This window comes from Haloarcula sp. NS06 (assembly GCF_051122755.1).
GTDB lineage: Archaea > Halobacteriota > Halobacteria > Halobacteriales > Haloarculaceae > Haloarcula.
Map to the genome: position 1 here is coordinate 70,452 of NZ_CP184846.1, position 24,886 is coordinate 95,337.

A 24,886-nucleotide genomic window follows, 5' to 3' on the forward strand; every position below is an offset into this window, starting at 1 on the left:
AGCATGACTATCTGCGTCCACGGGCTAGGCTATATCGGGCTCACGACCGCATCGCTGTTCGCCAATTCAGGCATCGATGTCATTGGTTTCGATGTCAACGAGGATGTAATCAATCACCTCAACGAGGGTGATCCGAAAGTTAGCGAACCAGAACTTGAGTCGTACATTCAGGATGCGCTGGAGTGCAATCTAACGCCGAGTCATCATCCCCAATCCGCTGATGTACACATAATCTGTGTCCCAACGCCGTACGACGATATGAACGACGAGGCGGATCTGACATACGTGAAGGATGCTGGACGAAACGTGGCGGGCGTTCTCAGGTCGGACGACACCGTGGTGTTGGAGTCAACAGTGCCGCCGGGAACAACGACTGGAATGTTGGCCCCGATCATTTCGAGAGGCAATCTCGACATCGGTGAAGATGTACACTTGGGGTACACGCCGGAGACGGTGATGCCAGGGAATACGCTCACAGAACTCCGAACCAACGATCGAATCGTCGGCGGTGTCGATGAGGCCTCGGTTAACGCCATCAAATCCCTTTATGAACCGCTCACGACCGGAGACATTCATGTCGCCGCTGACCCTACGACCGCCGAGTTCGTGAAACTTGCACAAAACGCCGAGCGAAACGTCAGTATCGCGTATGCCAATACGCTCGCACTCCTCGCAGAGAACTACGGCATTGATGTACGGTCTGCGATCAATCTCGCGAACAACCATCCACGGGTTGATATTTTGAGCCCAGGTCCAGGAGTAGGCGGGCATTGCCTTCCTGTCGATCCGCATTTCCTGAGCGATGGGTCTGGTGTAACAGAGCTAATCGATATCGCGAACCGAGTCAACGACAGGATGCCCGAACACGTTATCAGGCTACTCGAGGACGCTATCGACTCGCTCGAAAATAAGACTGTAGCTGTTCTTGGGATTACGTACAAAGGTAACGTCAGCGACACTCGCAATAGTCCAGGTTTGGAAATAGCCAAACTGCTCGGGACTGTCACGGTGGACACTCGCCCAGCTATGGATGGGGGTTGGGACGAGGGATCAGTCACTATTCACGACCCACGGGCGACGGACTCCAGATTACAGCTTGAAACCCTTGAGACGGCAGTAAGAGATGCTGATGCGGTGATATTCGGGGCAGCACACGATGAGTTTGTAGATCTCAACCCGGAAGCCATCAGGTCAAAGATGGCGGGCCGAACTGTGATCGACCCGGTTGATGTCATCGACGCGAATCGGTGGGCTGAGCACGGGTTTGATGTCCGGACAATTTGATCCAGCGTTACAGATGATTTTCTGACAGCACCAATTTGACTCGCGACGACTGGCCATGATCAATGGCGTAGGAAGCCTATAACAAATCCTGCGGCTACTCACGGAACCGGTATGAAACTGACTGGCTGGAGCTATCACCGGCTGTTCGACTTACGGATCAGGGCCAACAATGACTGACAGCACTGTGGGGTTCGTTCTTGGGACGCGTCCCGAGATTATCAAGCTGGCCCCGGTAATTCAGGAGTGCCATCGGCGTGGTGTCAACACACACATCGTCCATACTGGTCAGCATTATTCAGACTCGCTGGATACTGTCTTTTTCCGACAACTCGGGTTATCTCCCCCAGATACGAACCTCGAAGTCGGATCTGACGATCACGGGGCACAAACTGGTGCGATGCTCGCTGGCATTGAAGAAGAACTTCAGGATACCGAGCCCACAGTGGTATTTGTCCAAGGGGATACGAACTCGACTCTCGCGGGTGCACTCGCAGGGAGTAAGATCGATGTCGACGTGGCTCACGTCGAAGCCGGGCTTCGAAGTTTCGATGACGATATGCCTGAAGAGACGAACCGCGTCATCATTGATCACATCTCTGATTACCTTTTCCCACCGACCGCCGAGACAGCAGCGTTACTCCGCGACGAAGGGATCCCTGCGGACCGTATCACTGTTACTGGGAATACGATCGTCGATGCAGTTGAAATCTATGATGATGAGGCTGCAAACAAAAGTCGGATTCTGAGTGAACTCGGCGTTTCCGACGGCCAGTTCGACCTCTTGACCGCTCACCGGGCGGAAACAGTTGACGACCAGGAAGCGTTCGAGCGGATTCTCAGCGGCGTTGCACGGGCAAGCGCTCAAGCGGAACAGGAAGCCATCTACCCGATCCATCCCCGAGCGGAGGACCGTCTCGAAGAGTTTGGTATTACAGTCCCCGATCAAGTTCGCCTCATCGAACCACTGGGCTTCTTCGATTTTCTCCGGCTAGAGTACAGCGGACCTAGTGTTCACCGACTCAGGTGGTGTCCAGGAGGAAACAAGCATCCTCGGGACACCGTGTGTGACGCTCAGGTATGGCACTGAACGCCCTGAGACGGCATTTGTCGGTGCAAACTGCGTTGCCGGCCGGGAGCCGAGTAGTATCACTGCGGCGGCGACACAAATGCGTGGAAAGGCTGGAGAGTGGGAAACGCCTTTCGGCGATGGAACAGCCGCGGTTCAAATTCTTGATGCGGTTCCGGAACTCCCTGCCAGAGAAACAGTCAGCCCCTGAGTGACTAGCGCCGGTACCCACTGTCAGCGCGGCGCCGACTCATGTGTTTTCCTGAGGGCGAATTGACCGTACGCTCAACGACCTGTTTAACCAGAGATAGGGGACCAACGACCCAGTCATGTACAACTGGATGAGGGTGTTGTGAATAGCTACTTTGTCAACGGAAATTTGCCAAGTGGAGACAGCGTGCTCTCAACCCAGACAGACTTTTCGAAGAGATTACGGACGACTCCGTTTGACACTGATCAGTTACATGCACTGGTAGTAACTGTCTAATTTTACTACTACGCTCTCATCGAGTGATAATGGCTACTGACGCAGATGCGAACATTGAGACGGAGACGTTCCCGATCGATCTTCTGCTAGTCGGGCTCCTTGGCCTCTGGCATCTCGCTGCTGCCCAAGGGTATGTCAAAGACTCATCTGTAGGGGCCTTTCTGGGGTTGGTAGCGATACTTATTGCACCAGGATACGCTCTCGTTGCGCTTTTATTCCCACGCAGTTCTACTGAGATCGATGGATCATCTGATGGCCGAGTGGGACGAATTTCTGTCGGTGAACGACTCGTCCTTGCAGTCGGGAGTAGTGTCTGTATAGTTCCACTACTGGGGCTCGGACTAGTCTTGCTTTCGCCTGGTTCGACCACCGGACCGTACCAACTCTCTATCGGAATAACGACTGCCATCTTCACGATTGCCGCAACGATCCGACGGATGCGGGTGCCATCAGATGAGCGTTTCAGTCCCTTGCGGTGGGAGACAACTGTACAGAGCCGAGTGTCTCTGAACCCTTCTGGAAGTGTCTCGACACTATACATCCTGCTTATACTGGGTCTTCTTGTCTCTGGTTCCGGGATCGGCTACGCGGCCATGTCGGCGGAACGGGGTGAACAGTTCACTGAGTTCGCGCTGGTAACGGAATCCGCCAACGGAGAACCTGTTGCCTCTGAGTATCCGTCACAGATTCCGCTTGGCAGTTCGCGGACTGTTCAGGTCACTATCGGCAATCATGAAGGCCAAGAGCTGAATTACACAATTGTTGTCGTTGCTCAGAGAATCGAGAACGGCACTGTCCTAGCCACCGCACGAATTGATCGGTTCAAGAACCGTGTCGCGGAAGGTGAAACGCTCAAGCGCTCACACGAGATCGCCCCCACGCTAGTCGGTGAGAACATTCGAATCTCATATCTGCTCTACCGCAACGACGCACCAGTCGGGGCGAATCCCCGTCCTGAGAACGCGTACCGCCGCACGCATCTCTGGGTTACTGTCACCAATGGCTGACAGCATTGGCTCACACCCCATTCTAAAGCTGTGATCAAACCCCTCTGTCACGTCTCGCTTCAGAAACTCGAAAGGGATTAGACCACTGCACTGACCCGCTTAAATAGGAGAGAAAGAGTAATAAGCCAACCGACGAGTTTGACGAGCTGTAGCCCACGCCACCACTGCTTGTCTGCCAGCGGCGGGAACACCTCACTGGTTACCAGCAGAGTCAGAAACAGTCCGACAAAGTAGACTCGAATGCCAGTAATATTAGCAGCCCAGAGGGTGACTAGCGAGATGGTTCCAAGAGTCGCGAACGAGATGAGAAACCACTGGAACCGACTCTGGTTAGGTCCTGAAATCGACATGGATGAAACCCACTTCGTCATTGACATATGGATTGCGTACTACGACATAATGGGACCTGCGAAATAGTAATTCCCCAGAAACCGTATGGCTTTGGCCGATAAGACACCGACTACTGATACGTTGTTTCGGTTGACTACGTAGCATCTATCCCGTAACTGGGTCAAAATGTTCTCTGTATAATCTCAAATCAGATCTACCACCTTGGGAGGTAGCACTCTGTCCAGAAATATCTTCTATCTGTCCGGTAGCAATGTTGTACTTAAATATGATGGCACACGAGGTATAATTAAAATTAATATGCCCGTGGAACGTCACACGAACGGCGAGAATCCGCTTGTGAGTGTCGTAATACCCACCTATGGAAGAGACGAACACCTGCCAGCCGCAATTAACAGTGTGCTCAATCAACAGTATGAGCGGATCGAACTACTCGTCATTGATGACGGATCACCGACACCGGTAGCGACGACACTACCCGAAGATATTTTGAAGGACAAGCGTACGGAAGTAGTCCGACACGAAGAAAACAGGGGGGCAAATGCCGCCCGAAATACAGGTATCAGGACTTCAAACGGCGATTATGTTGCGTTTCTCGACGATGATGACCGGTGGAAAGAGACAAAGCTCAGGAAGCAGGTGGATCGGTTTAGCGAATCATCACCCGAAACCGGAGTCATTTACACATGGGTCAAACGAGAAAGCGCGGCTGGAACAACGATTTCAACCCCGACTGCGGCGGGAGATGTGGTTACCGACTTGTTGACTGGCACAAACTTCGGACAGTTTTCTTCGGTTCTAGTCGACACTGAGGCAATTTCCGATGCCGGACTCCCCGACGAGAGATTTCCGGCGTGGCAGGATCGTGAGTGGTTCTTCCGGCTCGCACAGTCTTGCGAGTTCCAACCGGTCACAGAGACGCTTACGTATCGCCAAACTGGACGAGAGGATAGCATCACAGCGAACTTCGAACAGAAGCGAGATATCGCCTATCCCCTATTTATCGAGAAGCATGGTGGCCTTGCAGCGGAGCACGGGAAATACTACGAACGGACCTTTCTCGCGTCCATGCGACGCTCGTTGGCACGGTCAGCGATACGTGCAGAGCGATACGGCGAAGCCCGTAAGTATTTCTTACTGGCCTTCTTTGCTAACCCACTCTACCGCCCTGTCCACCCTCACCTACTCCCCTCCTTGGGAGGAGAGCGGACCTACGAGATGGCTGCGTCCTTACGTCGGAAGCTGACAGAGACCGTCCCTTCAAAATGATAACGTGTTTCGGTGTCAAGTTTGGAACCCAGTGACTAACAAAGACTATCTGACGGGTCCAACATCATAATGGACGAGCCGACGCTTTCAGATGGTGATGGTTCTACAGTCTCACCCGTAGCTGAACAAAATATTTCGGTTGCGACGGACGGTGACCGACCACTGCTGGCGTTCTTTATTCCGGACCTCTCCGTCGGTGGCGCAGAGCAAGTCGCAATCACTATCGCAAACGGACTGGCCGACCGAGGTTATAATATTGACCTTCTGCTGTCACGAGCGAGCGGTGAGCTCCGGTCGGAGCTTTCCGAACAGGTCTCTATCGTTGAGCTTCCACCATCGAAGACGCCAGTTGTCGGGGTAGCCGCACATCTGCCGTTTCTAGTTACATACCTAAATAAGCACAAGCCGGCAGCGCTGTTTCCCCATCTTGAACACCCAAGCATTGTGTCGCTCGCTATCAATAGGTTCCTTGACGTCGATACTACGGTGATTCCGACACAGCACTCTGCATTCGGACATGAGGTTGAGGCGACACCGAAGGACCAGATTGTCAGACGAATCGTTCCCCGGCTTTACCCCGCCTCGGATCAAATCGTCAGTGTTTCCGAGGGCGTCGCGGACAGCCTCGCTGACAGAACTCCAGTCGAACGATCGGATATTTCAGTCCTCTACAACCCGGTGGACGTCGAACAGATTCGTGAGCGGGCCGGCCAAACAGTTGAGCACGAGTGGGTAGAAAGTAATGACCGGGATGTCGTCCTATTCGTTGGGCGACACGCAGGTCAAAAGAATCTGGATGGATGGGTTCGTGCGTTCGAGACGGTAGCCAATAGAAACTCGAATGCACGTGCCATCATTGCGGGAAAAGGACCGTGCCGAGAGAAAGTCCAGGCGACAGTCGAGCGACTGGGGCTGTCAGATGTGGTGTCTCTTCCCGGATTCGTCGATAATCCGTATCGGTATATGGCAAAATCAGATGCTTTTCTCCTCTCATCTCGGTATGAAGGGCTACCGACAGTCCTGATCGAGTGTTTGGCGGTTGGCTGTCCAATCGTGTCAACGGACTGTCCGAGCGGCCCCAGAGAGATTCTCTCCGATGGAAAGTATGGGACACTTGTCCCAGTGGATAATATGAATGGGTTGGCCAATGCAGTTTGTGATACGCTTGCTGACCCTCCTGATGCTGATCGGTTGCGCTCTCGCGCCGACGACTTCTCCCCGCGACCTGTGTTTAATGAGTACGAGCGGTTCCTCGGAGAACACGTCTTCACAGCCTAACAGCTACCTGCCGGGCACTAGTCCAGGACTTCAGCCGAGGGGAGCTGGCCGTTATCGATGATCGATTCGTGGAGGTCTGCAAGTTGCTTCCCGTGTGCTTCCCACGTCCATCCCTTCGATACCAGTCGTTTCTTACCGTTTGTTCCCATCCGCTCTCGCTCTGAAGGGTTGTTGATGAGGCTGTTCAGAGCGGTGGCAAGCCCATTGGAGTCTTTCTTTGGGATCAAGAGGCCTGTTTCACCGTCTACAACCTGCTCCGGGATACCGGATACATCGGAGGCGACAACCGCGGTTTCGCTTGCCATTGACTCGTATATCGTGTTGGGTCGACCTTCTGCGTGGCTTGGGAGCATAAAAATGTCGGCAACAGCGAACCACCGCCGGAGACCCAGCGGCGGGACTTCCCAGAGGACCCGATAGTTCTCGTGGCGGCTAGCTTTGAGTTCACTGATGAGGTCTGTACGAAAGTCACCGTAATGACCGACAAAAACAAACGCTACGTCATCGCTATGAATCTCATCCAGAGCTTCACAAATCTCGTTGATTCCTTTCCGTTCCGTGTACCCGCCACAGAACATGATTAGTGTAGTATCTCGATCAATTCCCAGTTCTTGTCGAATCGCTTCCTCGTTGTCCGTCGGATACCGCGTTGGATTCGCGCCGTTTGGGAGTACAGTAGCTTTCGGTGTTTCGGTGATACCGTTAGCGATACGTGCGAGCGATTCACTTACACAAAAGATACCCTCCGCGTAATTGAGAGTCTCTTGATTTTTCTTCGGCTGACCTGCGAAAGATCATAGAAGTTATTCAAAATCTTTCCACGCCCCATGACTGTCAGCGGAATCTCGTTGCTCCGACAGTATGGCACTAACCCGTAACCATCGTAATGAATGTGACCAGCATGGCAGATATCCGGCGTCTCGAAGTTCGATGAGATATACTCCGGAAGCATTTCCGAAAACGATCGTGACGACAGCGTATATTTGAATATTTTCTGTGGTAATAAGTAGAGAAATCTGGGATAATGGACCTCATGAGAGCTGTAATCATGTTGGCTCGGTATGTCACCGAACTCGGAGTAGGGACCCACCGGAGGCGCTCTGGGACGAGGAGTAACTACATCTATACCAGTACCGGTCATACTGAGTGCCCTGATGGAGCGGAAATTGAACAGCCCCATGTATGGATTGAAGGGGTCTGGGTGGTTCATTGCGCTTACGACCGCATCGTACATAAATACTAACTGGCAGTAAGTCTCAATAAGTATGCATCCGGTACTGGCTGTCCTGTTTGGTATCTCATATGTTGAAAGCAGATAAGTAAAAATAAAATACAGTTTACTATCTATTTACCAGATGGATATTACCTGCGTAACTATATCTGGAGTAGTCCACTCACGGTACTGCAGGTAGAAGAATTATAACTATACTATCTACTGCGAAAGTCCGTACTGTGAGGACGAATATACGCGAGTGGCTACGTACCCTTACGGGAGGTCAGGTAGATGGGGGAGGAGGGTCTCCGGTATTTTCTAGGTGGTGCTTATAATGGACTATACTTCTCACTGACCACTCAGTACCCTTTGGGTACGAACATTTATGAAGAGGAGTGGGATTTACTGATCGTACTGGACGCCTGTCGGGTAGATGCGTTGCGGGAAGTCGCACCTGAGTTCGAGTTCATTGACAGGGTTGATAGCGTGTGGTCCACAGGCAGCTCATCCCATGAGTGGTTATGTAAAACATTTACTCAGGAACACGCAGACGAGATCTCCGACACAGTATATATATCCACGAATCCGCATACACAGCCGACGTTTGAAGGGGGAAACGGCCACCGCGAAAGTACGTTACGCCGGTTACTTGGGCAGATTGGAACGTAGTGGACGAAAGCCAGTTCAAGTTCTTGAAACAACTGTCTCGTCACCATAGGTACGAAGACTACTTCGACACGATCCCACCGAATATCGTGACTGACCAAGCAATCCTTGCGGGACGAAAGCTTGACTTCGAACAGATGATTCTGCACTACTATCAGCCACACCGTCCACACGTGGCATCCGCATACAGGGAGCAGCGGGATATTACTGATGCTGAGGATCATCCATGGGAAGCCATCGAGCGTGGGGAAATCTCAAAGCAAGAGGCCTGGGACAATTATCTGGATAACCTTCGACTAGTCCTTGGCTCAATTCGTCGCCTGCTCAGTAACATAGATGCGGAGCGGGTTGCTATCACTGCTGACCACGGTGAACTGTTTGGAGAGATGAACCAATATGGACATCCGGAAGGGATACCCCATCCCCATCTCAAAAAGGTCCCGTGGGCAGTTACGTCTGCCACAGACCACAAAACCAGCAGCCCGTGCGCAAGCGTTACAGAACAGGAAGAACCATCGAAATCAGACGTTGAAGATCGTCTGAAGCAACTTGGCTATATATGAGGTTTCTCTTCACCGATCAGTAAAAGGCGAATTACTCGCTCTGGCGACTTGCAATCGTACATCAGTGTTGAGACTATGAACTGGTACGTATGCCGTTCGCAAAGTTTTGTATCCAACAACCAGATATCAATATAAAGTAACAATCCATAATACCATAGTCGGGTCGAATCTGGTACAGCATGTTAAGAGCGAACTACTCTTCGAAAGAGGCTATTACCAGAGCAGGAGGTCAGTCTGAGGTGGGTAACACAAAATTGGCTAGAAACGTCTACACTGTTCCGAAAAAAGCAATTAGGAATCAATTTACCGAATGTGAAACGGTAAGGATGAACTCGGTTGTAAGCGATACACATGGAATGACTGCAACCACTACTGCCGGTGCATGGACGCCCTCTACCACCGGGGCAGATATATCTGCAGAGACTGACTGGAGCGGCCTCCAATGACTAGACCAGCCTACGTGCCTGACAGTGCCGAAGATGTCACCAACCACGGTATTGGTCGCGATTACAACCCGAACGATCCAAGCCTCTCAGACGCTCAAGAGGTTCTAAACGCGCTCCACAGTGCCATGGACGCTGCTGGGCCGAACGGGTCTATTTTTGTTCCGGAGGGAACCTACTACTTCGGTAGCGAGGATGTATACTCCCTGATAGAACTAGGGGAAGTCAGCCACGCGGCATCTCAGTCTACGGTGAGGGGCCTGATAAGTCCACACTTGCAGTGACTGAGCACATGGATCCCGCAGTTATATCGAACCAGACAGCATTTATTTACGATGGGGACGCGGACCATGGCGATGTTGAGATTCGCGGCCTTACGCTGGACGTAAACGCTCCCAAGCTGGGTGACCTCAATCAGTACAGCGGCGGAGCAGATGGGTTCTCGCTCGCCGGTGACTCCTTGTCGTTCTCGCTGTACAACGTTCGGATTACGGACACCTATACGCGAGGTATTAGATGTAGACAGTACCTCTCATCCGCGAGATACTGTACCCTCGACCGGATTGGTATCGAATATCACAACGACAGCGGATCAAATACACACCCGTTTGACTCACTACAGACGCCAAAAGGCAGCACCACTGTCATCGAAAACTGTAAGATAAAGAACTGTCCAGGTAGTGCGATAAACATTCGATATGGTGACGGAACCTATCGTATCCGGAACGTGTACGCCGCTGGGACAGGTAGTCAGTTCCTCAAGCTCTCTGCCGGAGAGAGGGTTACACTGCGCCGTATCAACCACACAGCATACACAGCGGAACTGGAATCGCTGCTCCCAGACGAGCCAAACGATGGATTCCTGGGTCGACACTTCATCCAGAGTCTGGGTGATCGCGGGGACACCAGCGTGACGCTGGATATGGAACAAGTATCAACGAAGAACCACACTTCGTATGCATTCCAAGTCCGTGATTCCTTGGGCGGCCCATCCGATATCACGTGGATCGGTGATAGAATCGCGTTCGCCGGTTCGAACATGTACACTGATGATGAGGTCATCCGCGACCGACAGGGGGCAGCGTTCAAGAACGTTGATGTTGGCGAGTTATCGGTTCACGACACTGATGCAAAGGTGTTTGAAACTGAGGACTCGTACGGTTCTATTGCCACGCTATCAACGGGTAACGTCGGCAGCGTCGGAAGCACGGGAGGCATTAATGTTGGCAGTCATCTCTCTGGAGGGAACCCTCTGAATGTGGATGTCCCAAGCGAGGACGAGGTGGGTGCAAAGAGCCAGAGCAGTACAGAGGAAGAAACGACTACGACCGAAACTGCAGACGGCTCACAGAACAGCCTCCCAGACTGGACAGCGCGGTGGGACGGTGACTCCTCGGATTGGTCAGTTGTGTCGAGTGATTCAAACACAGGCAATGCATATATGGAGTTCAGTGCCAGCTCGGTCAACTCGCATGCACTGTCCTGGGACGATGTCGGAGAACATACCGATACCGAGGTACTCGGACTGGTTCGTGTCGGCTCGGAAGACAACGGCGGCGATGGCTGGTGCCGTTTGATCGGGCGGGGGGGCACTGATGCCAGCGGAAACATGGTCGGTTATTCGGCGTGGTTTGTTCGGAGCAATGGCAGCATCAAACTCCGAGTTGAGAAGGATTTCAATGGGTCACAGACCACAATCGGCGAAACTATGGCCAATTCAAATCCCCTTGATGAATGGAGCTACCTTCGGCTCCGCATCAATGGCTCATCTGTACAGGCCAAAAACTGGAGTTACGGGACAACCGAGCCCGATTCGTGGGACATAGACGTAACTGATGGGGATGTCACCGGTCCGGGATGGACTGGGATCGGGTCTTGGTCGAGTACCGTTCAAATGTTTGACTTCCTCAGCGTTGGCACCAGCGGTGAACCAGCCAGACTTGATGACGCCAGACCGGAGATTGCGTGGCAACAGCCCCTGTCTGGTGGGACGGTCGACGGGACAGTCACTCTGCAAATCAGTGCAACTGATGCCGAAGACGCTGCTGGCTCTCCCAACGTGAAGTACCGCACTGACGGTAATACGTGGTCATCTGCGTCGTTCAACGGAGACACGGGATACTATGAAGACACCTGGGATACCACGGAATTATCAGACGGAACCCACACGCTCGATGCCACGGTGACTGATTCAGCTGGGAACACCGACTCCAGTAGCATCAGCGTTACCACTGACAACAGTGGCACCAGCCCTGTTGTCAGCGGTCTATCGGTTTCAGAGATCGAGACCGACAGTACGGAAGCGGTCTTTGCGATCGACTGGGAAGTTAACGACTCTGACAGCGATCTCTCAACTGTCGACCTGGGCCTGTACGATGAAACTAACGACGAACAGGAAGATACGACGAGTCTTGATGTTTCGGGTGGCTCGGCTACCGGAACAACTGAGTTACAAGCGAGTGGGGACGCCGGTACCGGAAATGAGTATACCATTGTGCTGACCGCAACAGACAGTAGTGGAAACGGGACGTCTGCTACTGCGTCAGAGTCCGCATCGGGAGACGGATTGAAGCCACAAATCGGACGGTTCAGCGTCTCTGAATCGCAAAAAGGTGACGGTAGAGCTAATATCACTGTTGTGTGGGACGTGCACAGTAGTGATAGCGAACTCCGGTCGGTTGACATTGATGTCGCTGATTCAGATACTGTGGTAGAGAGCGTCCAGTGGGATGTCAGCGGAAATACAGCCTCGGATATCGATATGTTCAATCTTGATCAGGTTACCGGGAGTAACTACAGCATCGCACTCACAGTGGTCAATAGTAACGGGGCGTCTGTCTCTACAACGAAATCTGTGAGCGTCTAATAGCGGCACATACTGTCTTTCGTCTCGTCCGCAACGTAATCTGTGTGGGCCGCGGATATCTGTTTGTATCTTTTGAGAGGAGCAAATATAACGCTATAGTATGAGGTATGTGATCCAGAACGGGTTAGGAGCGCACTAACAATGATATCGACTACTCTATGGGCGTATAATCCAAATGATGTCTACGTTCTCGATGAATACTGGACCGGTCGTTAGGGATATCCATTCGTTGAGTAATGCCTGTAGGTGATAATTCATGAGTGAGAACTCTGAGCAGACCGTTTTCACTCATTCGCGAACTACGGAAGCCATTGCTGTCGTCGGCGTCCTGCTACTCTTGATATCAACGGCCATTGTGGTAATTTCCCCGCAGGCTACTGAGTACGAGATATCGCTCTATGACTCATATCCCGCTTCATTCTGGGGCTGTATCATTGGGTCTCTGTTTGCCGGCTCGCTGTTGATCTTTAGAAGTGTTGGGAACCCGAACGAACGGTCATGGGTCTTCGGTGCTTCGCTTATGCTGGCTACCGACGCGTTACTGCTGTTGATGCCCCTCATACGGGGATATGTAATGTACGGTGATGCCGACCCGCTGACGCATCTCGGATACGTACAGGACATCGTCAACACAGGCACTACGGGGGCTAACATCTATCCTCTGGCTCACCTGCTTGTACTCGCTACTGCCGACGCTACTGGACTGAAGGCTATGACATTAGCGATGCTAACACCAGTAATTTTCTCCGCAGTATATTTTGGAGGAATGGTTTCCCTTTTGTTTCAGGTGACCGATTCTAGAAGGGGTTTCCTTCTGGGGCTTCCTTTTGTCCTGCTACCGATACTTGGCTACAGCCATCTGCTGTTTCGTCCGTTCGATTTTAGCATCCTATTGATCCCGGTTGTTCTGTATCTCTTTTTTAAGAGTCAGCGGAATCCTGCTCCCGCAATTAGAGCGATTCTGGTACTTTCACTTGTGGGTATTCTCCTCTATCACCCGCTAACCGCTGTATTCGTTACAGGCATCTTTCTGCTGTATTACACTGTTCAGTATTCCCCAAAAATACAGACGATCTATCAGAGCCCGACAAGCGCTTTTGGCTTCTCGCTTGCGGTTATCGCGGGTTGGTACTCTAACTTCCCCGGAGTTATACTGCGGTTCGATACTATCTATCGTGTCCTCTTCGGATCAGGGAGCAACGATGCACCCGTTCAGGCGTATGCCCAGACCGCACAGGAGGCCACACCGTCCCTGATCGATATTGTTCAGTTCATTACGTTCAGGTTCGGGACCGAAATGGTACTGTTTGGTCTTGGCGGCGGCTTGTTCGGAGTAGCTCTCCTACTTGGTCTTAAAAAACGATACGCGCTGGACACGCGGACCGCCACAATGGGTACAGTTGTGTGCGTGTTCGGATCTGTTGGGCTCTTATTCCTTCTTCTCGACTTGATCGTCACCCAAGAGCGTCCTTGGCAGGTGGCCAAAATCGGTGCAGTGGTTCTGCTTGGACCTCTGTTCCATATAATTAAGAGTCGTCTTGGGCGACCCAATCAATCGTTGCTTGCCCACAGTGCAAAGCAAACAGTTACTCTTGCACTATTGATACTCGTCGTACTGTCCACACTCACACTGTTTCCTTCACCGCTGTCAGGAATGACTAACGATCAGGTCACAGCGATGGAAGTCGAGGGTAGCCAGTGGCTCACCGAACACGAGACCGGAAATAGGGAGCTCTATCACTTCGATATAGAATACCGACGGTTCCACCACGCAGAACACGGTGTAAGGGAAGGGTTGCCATTTTGGGAGGTATTCCTCCCGGCACATTTCAATTATACAACTACTATGTACTTCGGTCAGAACTACGGTAGCGATAAGTACGTAATGATAAACAGAAAAGGCCGCATCTTCTATCAGGAGACGTACCCGGATTACCCGCAGAGATGGAAATATACGCCACAGGATTTCCAGCGCTTTAATCGGGACAGAACAGTTGATCGATCCTACGATAACGGTGACGTCAGGATATATCTGGCTAACGGAACCAGAATACGAGGGGCATAGCAAGAAGGCACCATTGGCTGAGTTTCATAGCTGGGTGTACCGACACTGGCTTTTCGTGGCTACTCTATGCTGGCTCTCTTGATCCAGTATACATCTGCATTAGCAACATAACGAACAGGAGTTGGATCTGTCCTACTTACTACCTACATCTGCCGTTACGTCGTCATCGGAGGTGATCGGCCCCACTCCTACCTCCTCTATGCTGGGAACCGCTGGACTGAATCGATCTTGGCCTTGGTTGTTTGCGTTGATGACAACATCTCCTGCATTCCCAACGCCATCTGTATTGGAGTGGTTGAACGTATCTATCGTGCCTTGAGAGTTCGTTAACATGAATGCCTTGGCCTCTGAATTGTGTATCGATAGTCGACCAATGTCGATGTTGGAGAACTCTCCAGCGCCATGGTCGCGAATGACTGCATCGTCCCGAGCGCGATTGGTGTTATAAATTGAAATCATATCTCCCTTCCATATCACGTCCATTGGACCATCTCCAATGGCATCCTGTGCTTGGAACGCGTAATCAGACATATCTCTGGAGAGTACGTTCTCCATGATGACGGTGGTCGGTGTCGTTCCTCGGTTTCCAAGGTTATTAATGAAAAACCGACCGTGGAAATCAGGCCCGATGTCCCGCTTATCCACTTTCTGTTCGAGAGAGGGGGTATTCGCTCTGTGGTAGATGTTCTTCAGCTCCACGACCTTACCCGCAGACATTTTACATAGACCTGACCCCGTACCGCTAATATAACAGTTGTGGAGCTTGGTGACTCCATCGCCAAATCTAATATTGACCGCATTTCCAGCACAGTCGATGAAGCAACTGTCCTTGACAGTAAACTCGTCGCCCGCTTGTGGTCGGACAGAGATATGATGGGAGTTTGACGTTCCGTCGGTCGCGTTGTGGCGCCCGATTCCGTTGTCTTGGAACGTACAGTTCGTGACTGATCTGAGGACAGCACGACCACGGACCCCCGCTAAATGCCAGCCTCGAATCCACGCACCCTTGAGGTGGAAATTTCCACGCTCTGACATTTGGAGGCCCCAAGAGCCTCCATTGTTCTCTGCCAGTCCGCTGACGTTTTCGTAGTTACCGTCCAGCTTAATGTCCGTGATCTCGACGGTCCCGTGATCGTATCCGTCGTACCAAATAAACCCGCTCTGATTCGGACGGTTCTCAGCAGAAGCGTGTCCGGTAATTGCCAGCGTTGACTTGTTTGCTCCCTCTCCGACAATAGAAATACCAGCAGGCACAGTTCCACCGAACTCCACGTACGGGCTATAGCCTGAATCGTCGCGGCCAAAATAGTATTCTCCTTCAGGAACAAATATTGTTCCACCCTGGCCGGCAGCCTTTGCAGCCTTGAGAATAGCGTTGAGGTTTCGCCTCGCTGCTGCCACGCTGGGATCATTCGGATTTGGCTCCGAACCGTAGTCACTGATATTCTCGGCATCTTGGGCTACGTCGAGTTCATCATCTGGTCGTGTTGGCGTTGTAGTCTGCTGAGCCGACGCTTTCGCAGGAGTTTTAGTTCTGTTACCGTCTGGTGGTCCATCACCCCTATCGAAACCTGGTAGCCAAGTGTAGAGGACGCCAAAGATGACAGCCACGATACTTCCGATGGAAGCGATAAGTCTGCGACGGCTGATCACCCCGGATCCACTTGTCATGACTGAGATACAAGAGTGGTAGTACCCGGTAGATTGGATCGAATGGAGTGGTACCGACGATGGAGGAACATGATCATTGCTCTCGTCTCATGGAGATATCCTCAGAACATTAGTATAAGCTTCCTACAGAGAAGCTTGAACGAAGCCCTCAATCCTATTTCTCTCAGTTCTTTTAGAGGGAGCCCAGCCACATTCTTTCAAACCTCAAATAATAATCTTAACCATGCCTCATTCGGTTGTCTGGAATGTCGAGGTATGCCGAACCCTGAACTATCCGACTCTTTCATGAAGCGAACTGAATAGCATAAGTCTGCTGTAATGATAAGCGAACGATATCCCTGTAGACGCCCTGAACTCTCCTGTTCGTTTGTGACTCACGCACCCGGGAAGTATTGTACTATCTTAAAACGCGAATTTGCCTCGCTCTGGGGACGGACTGACTAGTAAAATTAAGGGTCATTCCGTTTCTACTATACGTACTCACTAAAGTCCGTCGTGTGGGTGTTGCTCTCCTGACCGAATGAGGTACTTGCACCTAAACTTCCAACTCCAATGGCTGCGGTTATGGCTGTTAGCCCGAACTGGAAGAAAGAACGCCTGTTAAGATGTCCTTTCCCTCTTTTACTTGTGGTAAGAGTGCTTGAACGGCCTGTAGTCTTCTTGTCGCTAGCAGTCGGTTCGTGCTTATCGAACATACACATATGACTGAAGTAGGTATATGCTAATTAGCTGTTCTCGCATGGTATAGCCATATTACATGCACTTCGATTGCCCATTCAGTTGAAGTAATTACCAACTAATTCCCTAGAACATACCTTCTCAATACATAAGACAGTCAGATGGAATATGGTAATTATATCATACTTAGAGTAGAGTGTAATTACTTGATCGGGCAGAGCGAGTTAATGTAGTTTAGGGTGCTGCCCCGGCTGGATACCGATAGTTAACTGACTTACTCGAATCAAAGCCCTGCCACAGACCGAGATAGAGCAATTCCAAGTGGGCATATAACGGACTCATCGTCAGAATGTCTCAGGAGTATCGGACGTATACTAATACTCCCGTCAGAGATACAGTGGAACGATTGGATGTCGATGAGTATCGATAGGCCAGTTGACGCGGTACCATCATCAAGATTGCGAGCGAAGCATCTGAGACCAGGACAGTCGGCGTACACACTTTGTTTCGATGACGACTGACTGTGTTATCGTCTCTCAGCGGTATCCTCCTGAAAAGGGAGGCAATGCATCCAGAATCCACGACACAGCCGTTAATCTGGATGATGACTTTGATGTGACCGTTCTGGCGCCGTCCCTCTGCTACCCACCGGGGAACTTCGAACGGACTTGGAAGCGCAAGCAGACAGAACACGATAACGGGGTGGTTGTCCACCGTCTGTGGACGTGGCAGCCACAGAGAGAGAATCCCTCTCTGCTCCGCCGACTCCCTTATTATCTTATATTCGCACTGCATGCGGCACTCTGGTTAGTCATGAACTTCCGGCAGTACGACGTTGTCATGACATCTACGCCACCAATCACTACCGGGTTCCCCGGACTTGTGGCTGCTGCCATTGGGAATCCCTGGGTAATTGATGTCCGGGATCTGTGGATTGAGAACTCGATTGCTCTTGGATACATTACAGCAGACAGTCCACTAGTAAAAGCTGGTCGCACCTTCCAGCGCCTCGCGTTACACTCCGCTGATCGCATTACGGTAACGACTGAGACACTCGGAGATGCGGTCGCTGACACGTATGGCACCGATCTCCGGGAACGGGTTCGGGTCGTCCCAAACGGTGTGGACACCGACCGCTTCTCCTCGGTATCTACCACTGAAGGCAACCACTCGCGAATAGTATACACCGGGAATATCGGAAGCGCACAGGCACTTGAACCGTGTATCCGGGCAATGCAGCACGTTTCAAGCGATGATGCCGTGCTCCAGTTGGTCGGTGATGGGGACGAGGTGTCTCGGCTCAAGAGTATGACAGATAGACTTGGTCTTGAAGACCGCGTAGAATTTGTTGGACTGGTGGACCGTGGACGAATTCCGGAGATTCTTGATAGCGCAACTGTCGGACTGGCCCCGATAAAAGACAGCCCAGAGCTGGACTACGCGATACCCACGAAACTCTACGAGTACATGGCGTGCTCGCTACCTGTCGTCGTCACTGGTAGAGGGGAAATCAAGCGGTTTGCGACGGATACAGACGCAGGTATCCACACAGAGCCTGAACCCGAGAGTATTGCGGCAGCGATTGACAGTCTCCTCGAAAACCCCGAACAGCGGGTGGCAATGGGTCGAGATGGGCTCCAAGTCGTATCCGCGGGGTACGACCGGCAGGCCATCGCGGACCGACTTGGAGAGGTGTTTCGGACATTGACAACAAGTAAACGACAAGAACCGTACACGGCCCCATGTATTGAAGATGACTGAGCACCTTCAGGCGCTTCCGAAAGCGGTCAGGTTGTACGGACACACACTCACACAGTTGGAGCCTGCTCAGGTACTTGGAATGGCTGAGCGGACGACCCGTAACTCCGTACTCACGCGACTCCCACTCGACTTCGATGGGCGATACGACGCCGCGATCCCTCAGACCCTTTCGGTGGCAACCACTCCGGTCAAAGCTGACCTTGACCTACTTCAGGGCGAACTCTCGGAGGCAACCGTCCAGACGTTCCAGCAACGGAGCCGCCAGGCGGCAGACGGCAACCTGACCTTCCTCAACAGGTCGATACAGCTTCGGTCGCCGGATCTCCCTCACTGGTTTGACGACCGATTTGACGACTATCCGCTACTCTGGCCGCTGAAACTATATGCGTTCGACCCCCTCCGATGGGCGACGCTGGGATTCAAAGGCCCGCAGTCCGCCCCCGACAGGGTTGTCGAGGTGTTCGACCAGTGGGTACGGGACTGGGCCGACAGTATCGAAATCGGTCAGCCGGGGTACCTTCGAAATGCGTGGACACCGTGGGCAGTATCACTCCGTATTCAAACACTCGTGCGATACCTCGCGTGGCGAACTGGGGGCACGCAGGGAACTGTCCCAGAGAAACTTATTGCGGCACTTGCCCGAGAGATATATCGGAGTTCGACCTTCCTTGAAAATCACGTTGAGGGTGATGTCGGCGGTAATCATCTCATCGAAAACGGGCTCGCACTGCTCATGGCCGGCCTCACCTTCCCAGAGTCTGACCAGTCCTGGATTTCAGATGGAATATCTATCCTTGGCCGTACAGGAGCTAAGCAGTTCCTTTCTGACGGCGGGCATTACGAGCGGTCGCCGATGTACCACGCGATTGTAACAACGAGATACGTGACGGCGTGCTCCGTACTGGCAGCCAGTGATCGCACAGTCCCTACTTGGCTGACAGCGATGACGAGGCAGGCCGTCGCGTACCTGCGGTACCTCTGTCCCCCGGACGAACAGATTCCGATGTGTAACGACGCCGTGTTTGGTCAAGCGCTCCCGCTTACGGACTGTTTGGAGTATGCTGGTGCTGCCGGATTCGAGCCTACTGACCGGCCAGCCCCGGCTCATAGTCCAGCGAGCGGGGAGTCAGGGTACTATTGGCTCGATACAGACCATGGACGTCTGTTAGTGGACGGTGGCCCCGTCGGGCCTCCACATTTACCCGGCCACTCTCACAACGATATGCTGAGTGTCTTACTCTGGGTTGACGGACACCGTGTGCTTACCGATACTGGGGTATATGATTATGCTAGCAACGAACGACGACAGTACGTCAGAAGTGTTGCTGGACACAATACAGTCCAGGTTGGCGATACGGAACCGATCGAGATCGGCGGAAAGTATCTGATGGGTGCGCGAACGGAACCGACGGTACGCTACGAGGATACGGACCCGACGGTTTTCAACGGACGATATGAGACAGATCCACATGCACCGGCGTCGTATCAGCATAGCAGGGCAATCGTTGCGGCGGACGACTGGTGGCTTGTTCGCGATACACTCCGCGGGCCCGACACTGAGACCGAGCCAAGCATCTCCCGACTCCACTTCCACCCAGATATTGGCGTTACAATCGACGAGTCTGGAACAATACGGGTATTTCACGGAACAGTCACCGACGATGATCCACCCTTGCTAAGTATTCACCCGCTGGGTACCAACGACGTTCGCACCACTACGACCGAATACTTCCCCGAGTTTGGCGTTGCTCAGGAGCGACAAACAGTGGAATTACGATCCGGTCCCGAGTCAGGAGCAACAGCTTTGGGCTACCTTCTTAGCCCGGGAGCTAGCCGTGGAGATATATCTGGCTTCTCGAGTGACGATGACATAACCGCCAATGAGATACAACGGTTTGGCTCTCGGATAAGGCCGGTTTAGGACATTTCAGACGATTCGCAATCCCGCATTTGAGACTGGATTGTCCACTTTCTACTTAGCTCCGTAGCTGATGGAATTGCCCACTCCGAAGGGACCGGGCGAAAAATATCCTATGTCGGCATGATATAGCTCCGAATCAACTGAACAGACGCTTCAGTCGGGCCACGAAACTCTTTGAACGGTCACCGCCACGGCGGCGCTGCTGATCGGACTCAGTACTCGTGGACTCGGCATCCTCTCCTTTGCCCCCGGTTGCCGGCGCGTCGCCGTCAGCAGCCGCAATCGCATCAGCGACCATTCCTTCAGCGTCGTTAACGGCGTCTTTAACGGTTCCGTCGACTAGCGGGACACCACTGAATCGGTCCGGACTCACCGATGTATCTGCGGCGATGATGGCCGCATCGGCGGCTGCAACGTCCTCATCGGAGAGTTCGTTTTCCGCACCCATTGCTCCCTGAACTTCGACCTTGATATCGTGGCCCTGTTCTTCTGCTGTCTGTTCGAGGTTCTCGGCTGCCATCTGACTGTGTGCGATCCCAGCCGGGCAGGAGGTGACTGCGACGAGTTTCATGTGTCTAGTGTGGTATACTTCGCTGCGCGTTGCGGCAAGTCGGGCGCGGTCCCCGCGCTCGCTTGCGGAACTGTACTCTGTTTCGCTGACGGCCGTCTTGACCTCCGGAATCGTCACGGCGCTCATGCTGAGTTCGTCGAGGCCGAGACCAACAAGGAGCTCCGTCAACTCTGGATCACCGGCCATCTCTCCACACATTCCGACCCAGGCGTCTTCGGCGTGGGCCGCGGTGACTGTCTGCTCGATGGCGCGGAGGACGCCCAGATGAGTGGGATCGTGCAGGTCGCCGACGCGCTCGTTCTGGCGGTTGGCAGCCATGACGTACTGTGTGAGGTCGTTCGTCCGATCGAGAGGAAATCGACTCGTGCGGCGAGTTCCTCTGCGATGAGGGCGGCGCTCGGTGTTTCTATCATTACGCCGACTTCGGGATCAACGGCCTCGGCGTCGCGGCCATCAAGATCGGCCGCCGCTGCATCCAGTGCGTCGAGTGCAGCATCGAGTTCCTTGACGGTGGCCACAAGCGGGAACATGATGGCGAGGTCTCCAGCCCCGTCCGCAGCAGCGTGCAGGAGCGCACGGAACTGCGTGGCGAACAGGTCCGAATCCGGAGCGAGTGAGCGCCGGATTCCGCGCTCGCCGAGGAACGGGTTCTCTTCGTCTGGTAGGTCAAGATAGGGAATCCACTTGTCGCCACCGATATCCAGCGTCCGAACAACGACGCGCCCATCTGGGAATGTATCGAGCGCCTTGCGGACCGCCTCGTACTGCTCGTCTTCCGACGGTGGCGTCTCCTGATCGAGAAAGAGGAACTCGGTTCGGTAGAGGGCAACGCTGTCGGCTCCCGCTCTGCTCCGGGCTTCAGCTCCGCCGGTTGTCAAATATATGTTGCCATTTCGATGTGTCGACCGTCAGTGGTTTCGACAGACTCATCGACGACAGCGGCCCCCGAGTCGCTTGTTGCCCCTGCCCGCTCGGTGCCGTCAGGACTGATCAGTAGGGTTCCGTTGTCGCCGTCGATAATGACCTCTGTTCCGTCCTCAACGGTGTCGAGCGCGTCGCCGACACCGACGACGGCCGGCAGGGCCAGCGAGCAGGCGAAAGTCGCCGCGTGAGACGTCGGTTACACCCATACCCGTATCCCGAATTGCAGCCACAAGCAGGGCCTGGTTGAACCGATCAGCGAGGTCACGTAGACTCTGTCGCTGCCCATTCTCTCCGAGCCAAGCGCGTTTCAGTTCCGCGCCCATCGACGACAGTTCATACGTTTCGATCAACTGTGCGGCTTTCGACTGCGCTGACCCCATTATCGCCAGAACGCATCGGTCCGGTTTACCCGTTTTGTTGCGATATCAGGTAGTCTGTTCACCGGTCCGTGGCGATATCTGTTTATCAGAGCGCCCACCATTCAGATTCAGAAATCAGATTTTATATACTCGATATATGGAGTGATATCTGGCGGTATAGATGTGTAAAGATGGTATTTATGAATGTATCAGCGTCTACTGGCATCAGCGTCCGCATCTGATCCCAGCTATAGATGGTCTGATGTGATTTGAGCAACCACGAGAATTTTATACCTGACATTACAAGCGAGAAATTACACGATGGTCCCCTCCACCCGACGTACCCTCCTCCACAGCGTCTGCGGGCTGGCGACAGTGCTATCGGGCTGTAGCGGGGTTTTCGAGGGCAGCGACGAATCAACACGTACCGCTTCGAAAAACAACGGTTCGAGTGCCTCAGGAGCAGGATCAGTATCCGACCCGGATGCAGTTGTCACACGCGTAGACGCAGACCGTCAGCCAGTCTGGCTTGCTGATGGAGATGGTCGGCCGACCGAAAGCCCACACTCCCGTCGACTGGAATCCAAGATTATCGATACGGCATCCCAAGCAGATCAGGTCACTGTCGCCGAAGACGCGGACCGGCCGCTAATCAGGACCTTCCTCGATGAGACTGACTTCGACACGGAAACCGTCTACGTCCAGAATATGATGACCGAGGAGTGCTTTCGATTAACGCTCTGTCAGATCCGTTGGACGTCGGATAACATCTCGACCGACTACGGTCGGGTGAGCCGACCCTACGACGCCTCCTGTACAGCAGGCAACAAGGTGTACGCGGTCTGGTTCATCCGGATTCCTGACACAGTCAACGCCGACGACATCTCCAGTTATTCCTCCTCCATTGGAGGCAACAGTTGCGAAAGACAGCGAGCCGGTGCTGCGGGGGAAAGTGAGGGCGGGAGCGGGGCAGTACCGAGTAGTGACCGACGCACCCGGTCCGAAGGTGAGCAGGCATGACAGACGAGGCATCTGAGACGGACGGGAACTCCGCTGAGATGACCCGGCGGGGTGTGCTCGTCCTAACTGGGGCCAGCGCTATCGCTGGCTGTAGCAGTCTCGACAGTCTGGGTGGGGGAGAGGAGGCAACTATCGATGCCTACAACCTACCCGATATCCCGCGCGACGAGGATCGAGAATCCCCAGTACCCCCTTCGGTTCCGGTCGACATCGCAGCGAGCCATTTCGACGCCGCGCGGGAGCGGGTTCGCTCGCTTCTGGCGACGCTTCCCACGCCACTGGGTCCGGAGCAGATTCCGAACGGTCACATCCGCAAGCGACTGACTGACGCCGCCAGCGACGCCTCAGACGGTCTCGATGATGCACGGACAGCCCGAACTGGCTTGATCGCGCTCCGATCGTTGCGGCGGGCGCGTGAAAACGCCCGCTACGCCGCTGCGGGGTGGGGAGTCGTTGACCGCGGTCTCACCCCTGCTCCGCTCCGGGACGAATACGACCAGACCGTGTCTGGGGCTCACACAATCTGGCAGGAACACGAGTACGTCGGGTCGGATCCAGTGCGCGCGGCGCTGGTTCACGCCCGCATTGAAGCGGGACTGGCACGGGCCACTGACACAGATACCAGGCCAAGGGAGGAGTCGGAGCTGTTGTCTGTCGCCGAATGGGGCGAGACGGCCGAGTCGGCCCAAGCCTATCTTAGCGACGCTCGCCACGTCCGCGCAAAGTTCGCTGCCTCGCTCCCGGCCGATGCTGGGTCAGTCGGGAGAAAACTGACCGCCGCAGCAAAAGCACTGCTGTCGGACATTCGCGACACGCAGTCGAACTTGGCACCGGAGACGAACGCTGATGACCGAAATCCGGGGCAGATGGTTTTCGATGAGCTCCGGTGGGAAGTAGAGAGCGGTATTAGCCGTCTTGGGGATGCTGTCGGCCCCGCGAGTGCCGTTGTCGATGCGAACAGTCAGCTCGCCCGCCTCCAGGCACTCGACCGCGTTCAGACGCGGCGGGAGGCGGGCGAACTCGTTCGGCCATCGGATGGGGAAGCGGTTCGAGACATTAGGGAAACCGCGTACGAGGCGCTCACTGTGGCCCTGGAATCGAGTTCACAACCGGAACTGGTCCGGACGGTTCTCGTCGATGCTGGCCACAAGGTCATGGCCGCTGATCGCGAAGTAGCACATCACCAGGGAGAGATTTCTGCGTCCACCCTCGACAGAAGCGTTGCGGACTACTGGCACGCGACAGCACTCGCCCGTTCAGCGTCAGTAGCGGCTCAACAGACTGTTCAGGAACTGAGCTCTGACTGAAACAGCGTTACGAAAGCAACGTTGCGGCTGGCCCGTCGGTCAACAGGAACGCATTTACTGACATGTGGGGGACTCATTGAACATTCTTGTAATACAGGATATTCACAGTCGGTGATACG

18 protein-coding genes and 2 pseudogenes are annotated in these 24,886 nt (G+C 53.6%); 14 read left to right on the forward strand and 6 right to left on the reverse strand.

Annotated elements, in window-relative coordinates:
* Positions 1 to 3 precede the first annotated feature (3 nt).
* The 5 genes and pseudogenes from ACODNH_RS22050 to ACODNH_RS22070 all read left to right on the forward strand — a co-directional run bounded on the left by ACODNH_RS22050 (position 4) and on the right by ACODNH_RS22070 (position 6,739).
* Entirely contained in the window at positions 4 to 1,284 is a 1,281-nt protein-coding gene (locus tag ACODNH_RS22050; protein ID WP_306711149.1) for a nucleotide sugar dehydrogenase, read from the forward strand.
* 169 nt (positions 1,285 to 1,453) lie between these two features.
* A pseudogene (wecB, locus tag ACODNH_RS22055) lies at positions 1,454 to 2,561 on the forward strand (non-hydrolyzing UDP-N-acetylglucosamine 2-epimerase).
* A gap of 305 nt (positions 2,562 to 2,866) precedes the next feature.
* Entirely contained in the window at positions 2,867 to 3,844 is a 978-nt protein-coding gene (locus ACODNH_RS22060; protein WP_434531850.1) for a DUF1616 domain-containing protein, read from the forward strand.
* Between the two features lie 648 nt (positions 3,845 to 4,492).
* Positions 4,493 to 5,461, forward strand: a complete 969-nt coding sequence (locus tag ACODNH_RS22065) for a glycosyltransferase family 2 protein (RefSeq protein WP_434531851.1) — start codon at positions 4,493 to 4,495, stop codon at positions 5,459 to 5,461.
* Positions 5,462 to 5,530: 69 nt separating this feature from the next.
* Entirely contained in the window at positions 5,531 to 6,739 is a 1,209-nt protein-coding gene (locus ACODNH_RS22070; RefSeq protein ID WP_306711141.1) for a glycosyltransferase, read from the forward strand.
* A gap of 17 nt (positions 6,740 to 6,756) precedes the next feature.
* Here ACODNH_RS22070 and ACODNH_RS22075 read toward each other — a convergent pair whose 3' ends face one another.
* Positions 6,757 to 7,317: a glycosyltransferase family 4 protein gene (locus ACODNH_RS22075; protein WP_434531852.1), complete on the reverse strand. Its 561-nt coding sequence runs from the start codon at positions 7,315 to 7,317 to the stop codon at positions 6,757 to 6,759.
* Between the two features lie 149 nt (positions 7,318 to 7,466).
* Complete coding sequence (locus ACODNH_RS22080) at positions 7,467 to 7,973, reverse strand: hypothetical protein (protein ID WP_434531853.1); 507 nt, start codon at positions 7,971 to 7,973, stop codon at positions 7,467 to 7,469.
* A gap of 647 nt (positions 7,974 to 8,620) precedes the next feature.
* Between ACODNH_RS22080 and ACODNH_RS22085 the strand changes: the two genes are divergently transcribed.
* The 5 genes from ACODNH_RS22085 (at position 8,621) to ACODNH_RS22105 (ending at position 14,555) form a co-directional block, all read left to right on the forward strand.
* Complete coding sequence (locus tag ACODNH_RS22085; protein WP_434531854.1) at positions 8,621 to 9,181, forward strand: hypothetical protein; 561 nt, start codon at positions 8,621 to 8,623, stop codon at positions 9,179 to 9,181.
* A 239-nt stretch (positions 9,182 to 9,420) separates the two neighbouring features.
* On the forward strand, positions 9,421 to 9,627 hold the full coding sequence (locus ACODNH_RS22090; RefSeq protein ID WP_306711135.1) for a hypothetical protein: 207 nt from the start codon (positions 9,421 to 9,423) through the stop codon (positions 9,625 to 9,627).
* Positions 9,624 to 9,908, forward strand: coding sequence for a hypothetical protein (locus ACODNH_RS22095; RefSeq protein WP_434531855.1), 285 nt, complete (start codon positions 9,624 to 9,626; stop codon positions 9,906 to 9,908). The genes ACODNH_RS22090 and ACODNH_RS22095 overlap by 4 nt, the downstream gene beginning before the upstream one ends.
* 8 nt (positions 9,909 to 9,916) lie before the next feature.
* A complete protein-coding gene (locus ACODNH_RS22100) occupies positions 9,917 to 12,490 on the forward strand; it encodes an Ig-like domain-containing protein (RefSeq protein WP_434531856.1) in 2,574 nt (857 codons plus the stop codon).
* Between the two features lie 256 nt (positions 12,491 to 12,746).
* Positions 12,747 to 14,555, forward strand: a complete 1,809-nt coding sequence (locus ACODNH_RS22105; RefSeq protein ID WP_434531857.1) for a hypothetical protein — start codon at positions 12,747 to 12,749, stop codon at positions 14,553 to 14,555.
* Positions 14,556 to 14,687: 132 nt separating this feature from the next.
* Here ACODNH_RS22105 and ACODNH_RS22110 read toward each other — a convergent pair whose 3' ends face one another.
* Positions 14,688 to 16,166 (reverse strand): chitin-binding protein, encoded by a 1,479-nt coding sequence (locus ACODNH_RS22110; RefSeq protein ID WP_434531858.1) that lies wholly within the window; start codon positions 16,164 to 16,166, stop codon positions 14,688 to 14,690.
* Between the two features lie 1,248 nt (positions 16,167 to 17,414).
* On the opposite strand from ACODNH_RS22110, the gene ACODNH_RS22115 reads away from it, so the two are divergent.
* Both ACODNH_RS22115 and ACODNH_RS22120 read left to right on the forward strand, forming a co-directional pair.
* Complete coding sequence (locus ACODNH_RS22115; RefSeq protein ID WP_306711127.1) at positions 17,415 to 18,665, forward strand: glycosyltransferase family 4 protein; 1,251 nt, start codon at positions 17,415 to 17,417, stop codon at positions 18,663 to 18,665.
* Positions 18,658 to 20,586, forward strand: coding sequence for a heparinase II/III family protein (locus ACODNH_RS22120; RefSeq protein WP_306711125.1), 1,929 nt, complete (start codon positions 18,658 to 18,660; stop codon positions 20,584 to 20,586). The genes ACODNH_RS22115 and ACODNH_RS22120 overlap by 8 nt, the downstream gene beginning before the upstream one ends.
* Positions 20,587 to 20,722: 136 nt before the next feature.
* Here ACODNH_RS22120 and ACODNH_RS22125 read toward each other — a convergent pair whose 3' ends face one another.
* The 3 genes and pseudogenes from ACODNH_RS22125 to rdfA all read right to left on the reverse strand — a co-directional run bounded on the left by ACODNH_RS22125 (position 20,723) and on the right by rdfA (position 22,461).
* Positions 20,723 to 21,157 carry a PTS fructose transporter subunit IIB gene (locus tag ACODNH_RS22125; RefSeq protein ID WP_434531859.1) on the reverse strand — a complete coding sequence of 145 codons (435 nt, stop codon included), beginning with the start codon at positions 21,155 to 21,157 and terminating at the stop codon, positions 20,723 to 20,725.
* Positions 21,154 to 22,274: pseudogene (gene ptsP, locus ACODNH_RS22130) on the reverse strand (phosphoenolpyruvate--protein phosphotransferase); the annotation flags it as partial. The pseudogene ptsP and the gene ACODNH_RS22125, both read right to left, overlap by 4 nt.
* The gene (gene rdfA, locus ACODNH_RS22135) at positions 22,195 to 22,461 is read right to left on the reverse strand and encodes a rod-determining factor RdfA (RefSeq protein WP_306711123.1); all 267 of its coding nucleotides are present in this window, start codon (positions 22,459 to 22,461) and stop codon (positions 22,195 to 22,197) included. The gene rdfA and the pseudogene ptsP, both read right to left, overlap by 80 nt.
* A 300-nt stretch (positions 22,462 to 22,761) precedes the next feature.
* Here rdfA and ACODNH_RS22140 point away from each other — a divergent pair, with 300 nt between their 5' ends.
* Complete coding sequence (locus tag ACODNH_RS22140; RefSeq protein WP_306711121.1) at positions 22,762 to 23,460, forward strand: hypothetical protein; 699 nt, start codon at positions 22,762 to 22,764, stop codon at positions 23,458 to 23,460.
* Positions 23,457 to 24,767, forward strand: coding sequence for a hypothetical protein (locus tag ACODNH_RS22145; protein WP_434531860.1), 1,311 nt, complete (start codon positions 23,457 to 23,459; stop codon positions 24,765 to 24,767). Before ACODNH_RS22140 ends, ACODNH_RS22145 begins: the two co-directional genes overlap by 4 nt.
* Positions 24,768 to 24,886 lie beyond the last annotated feature (119 nt).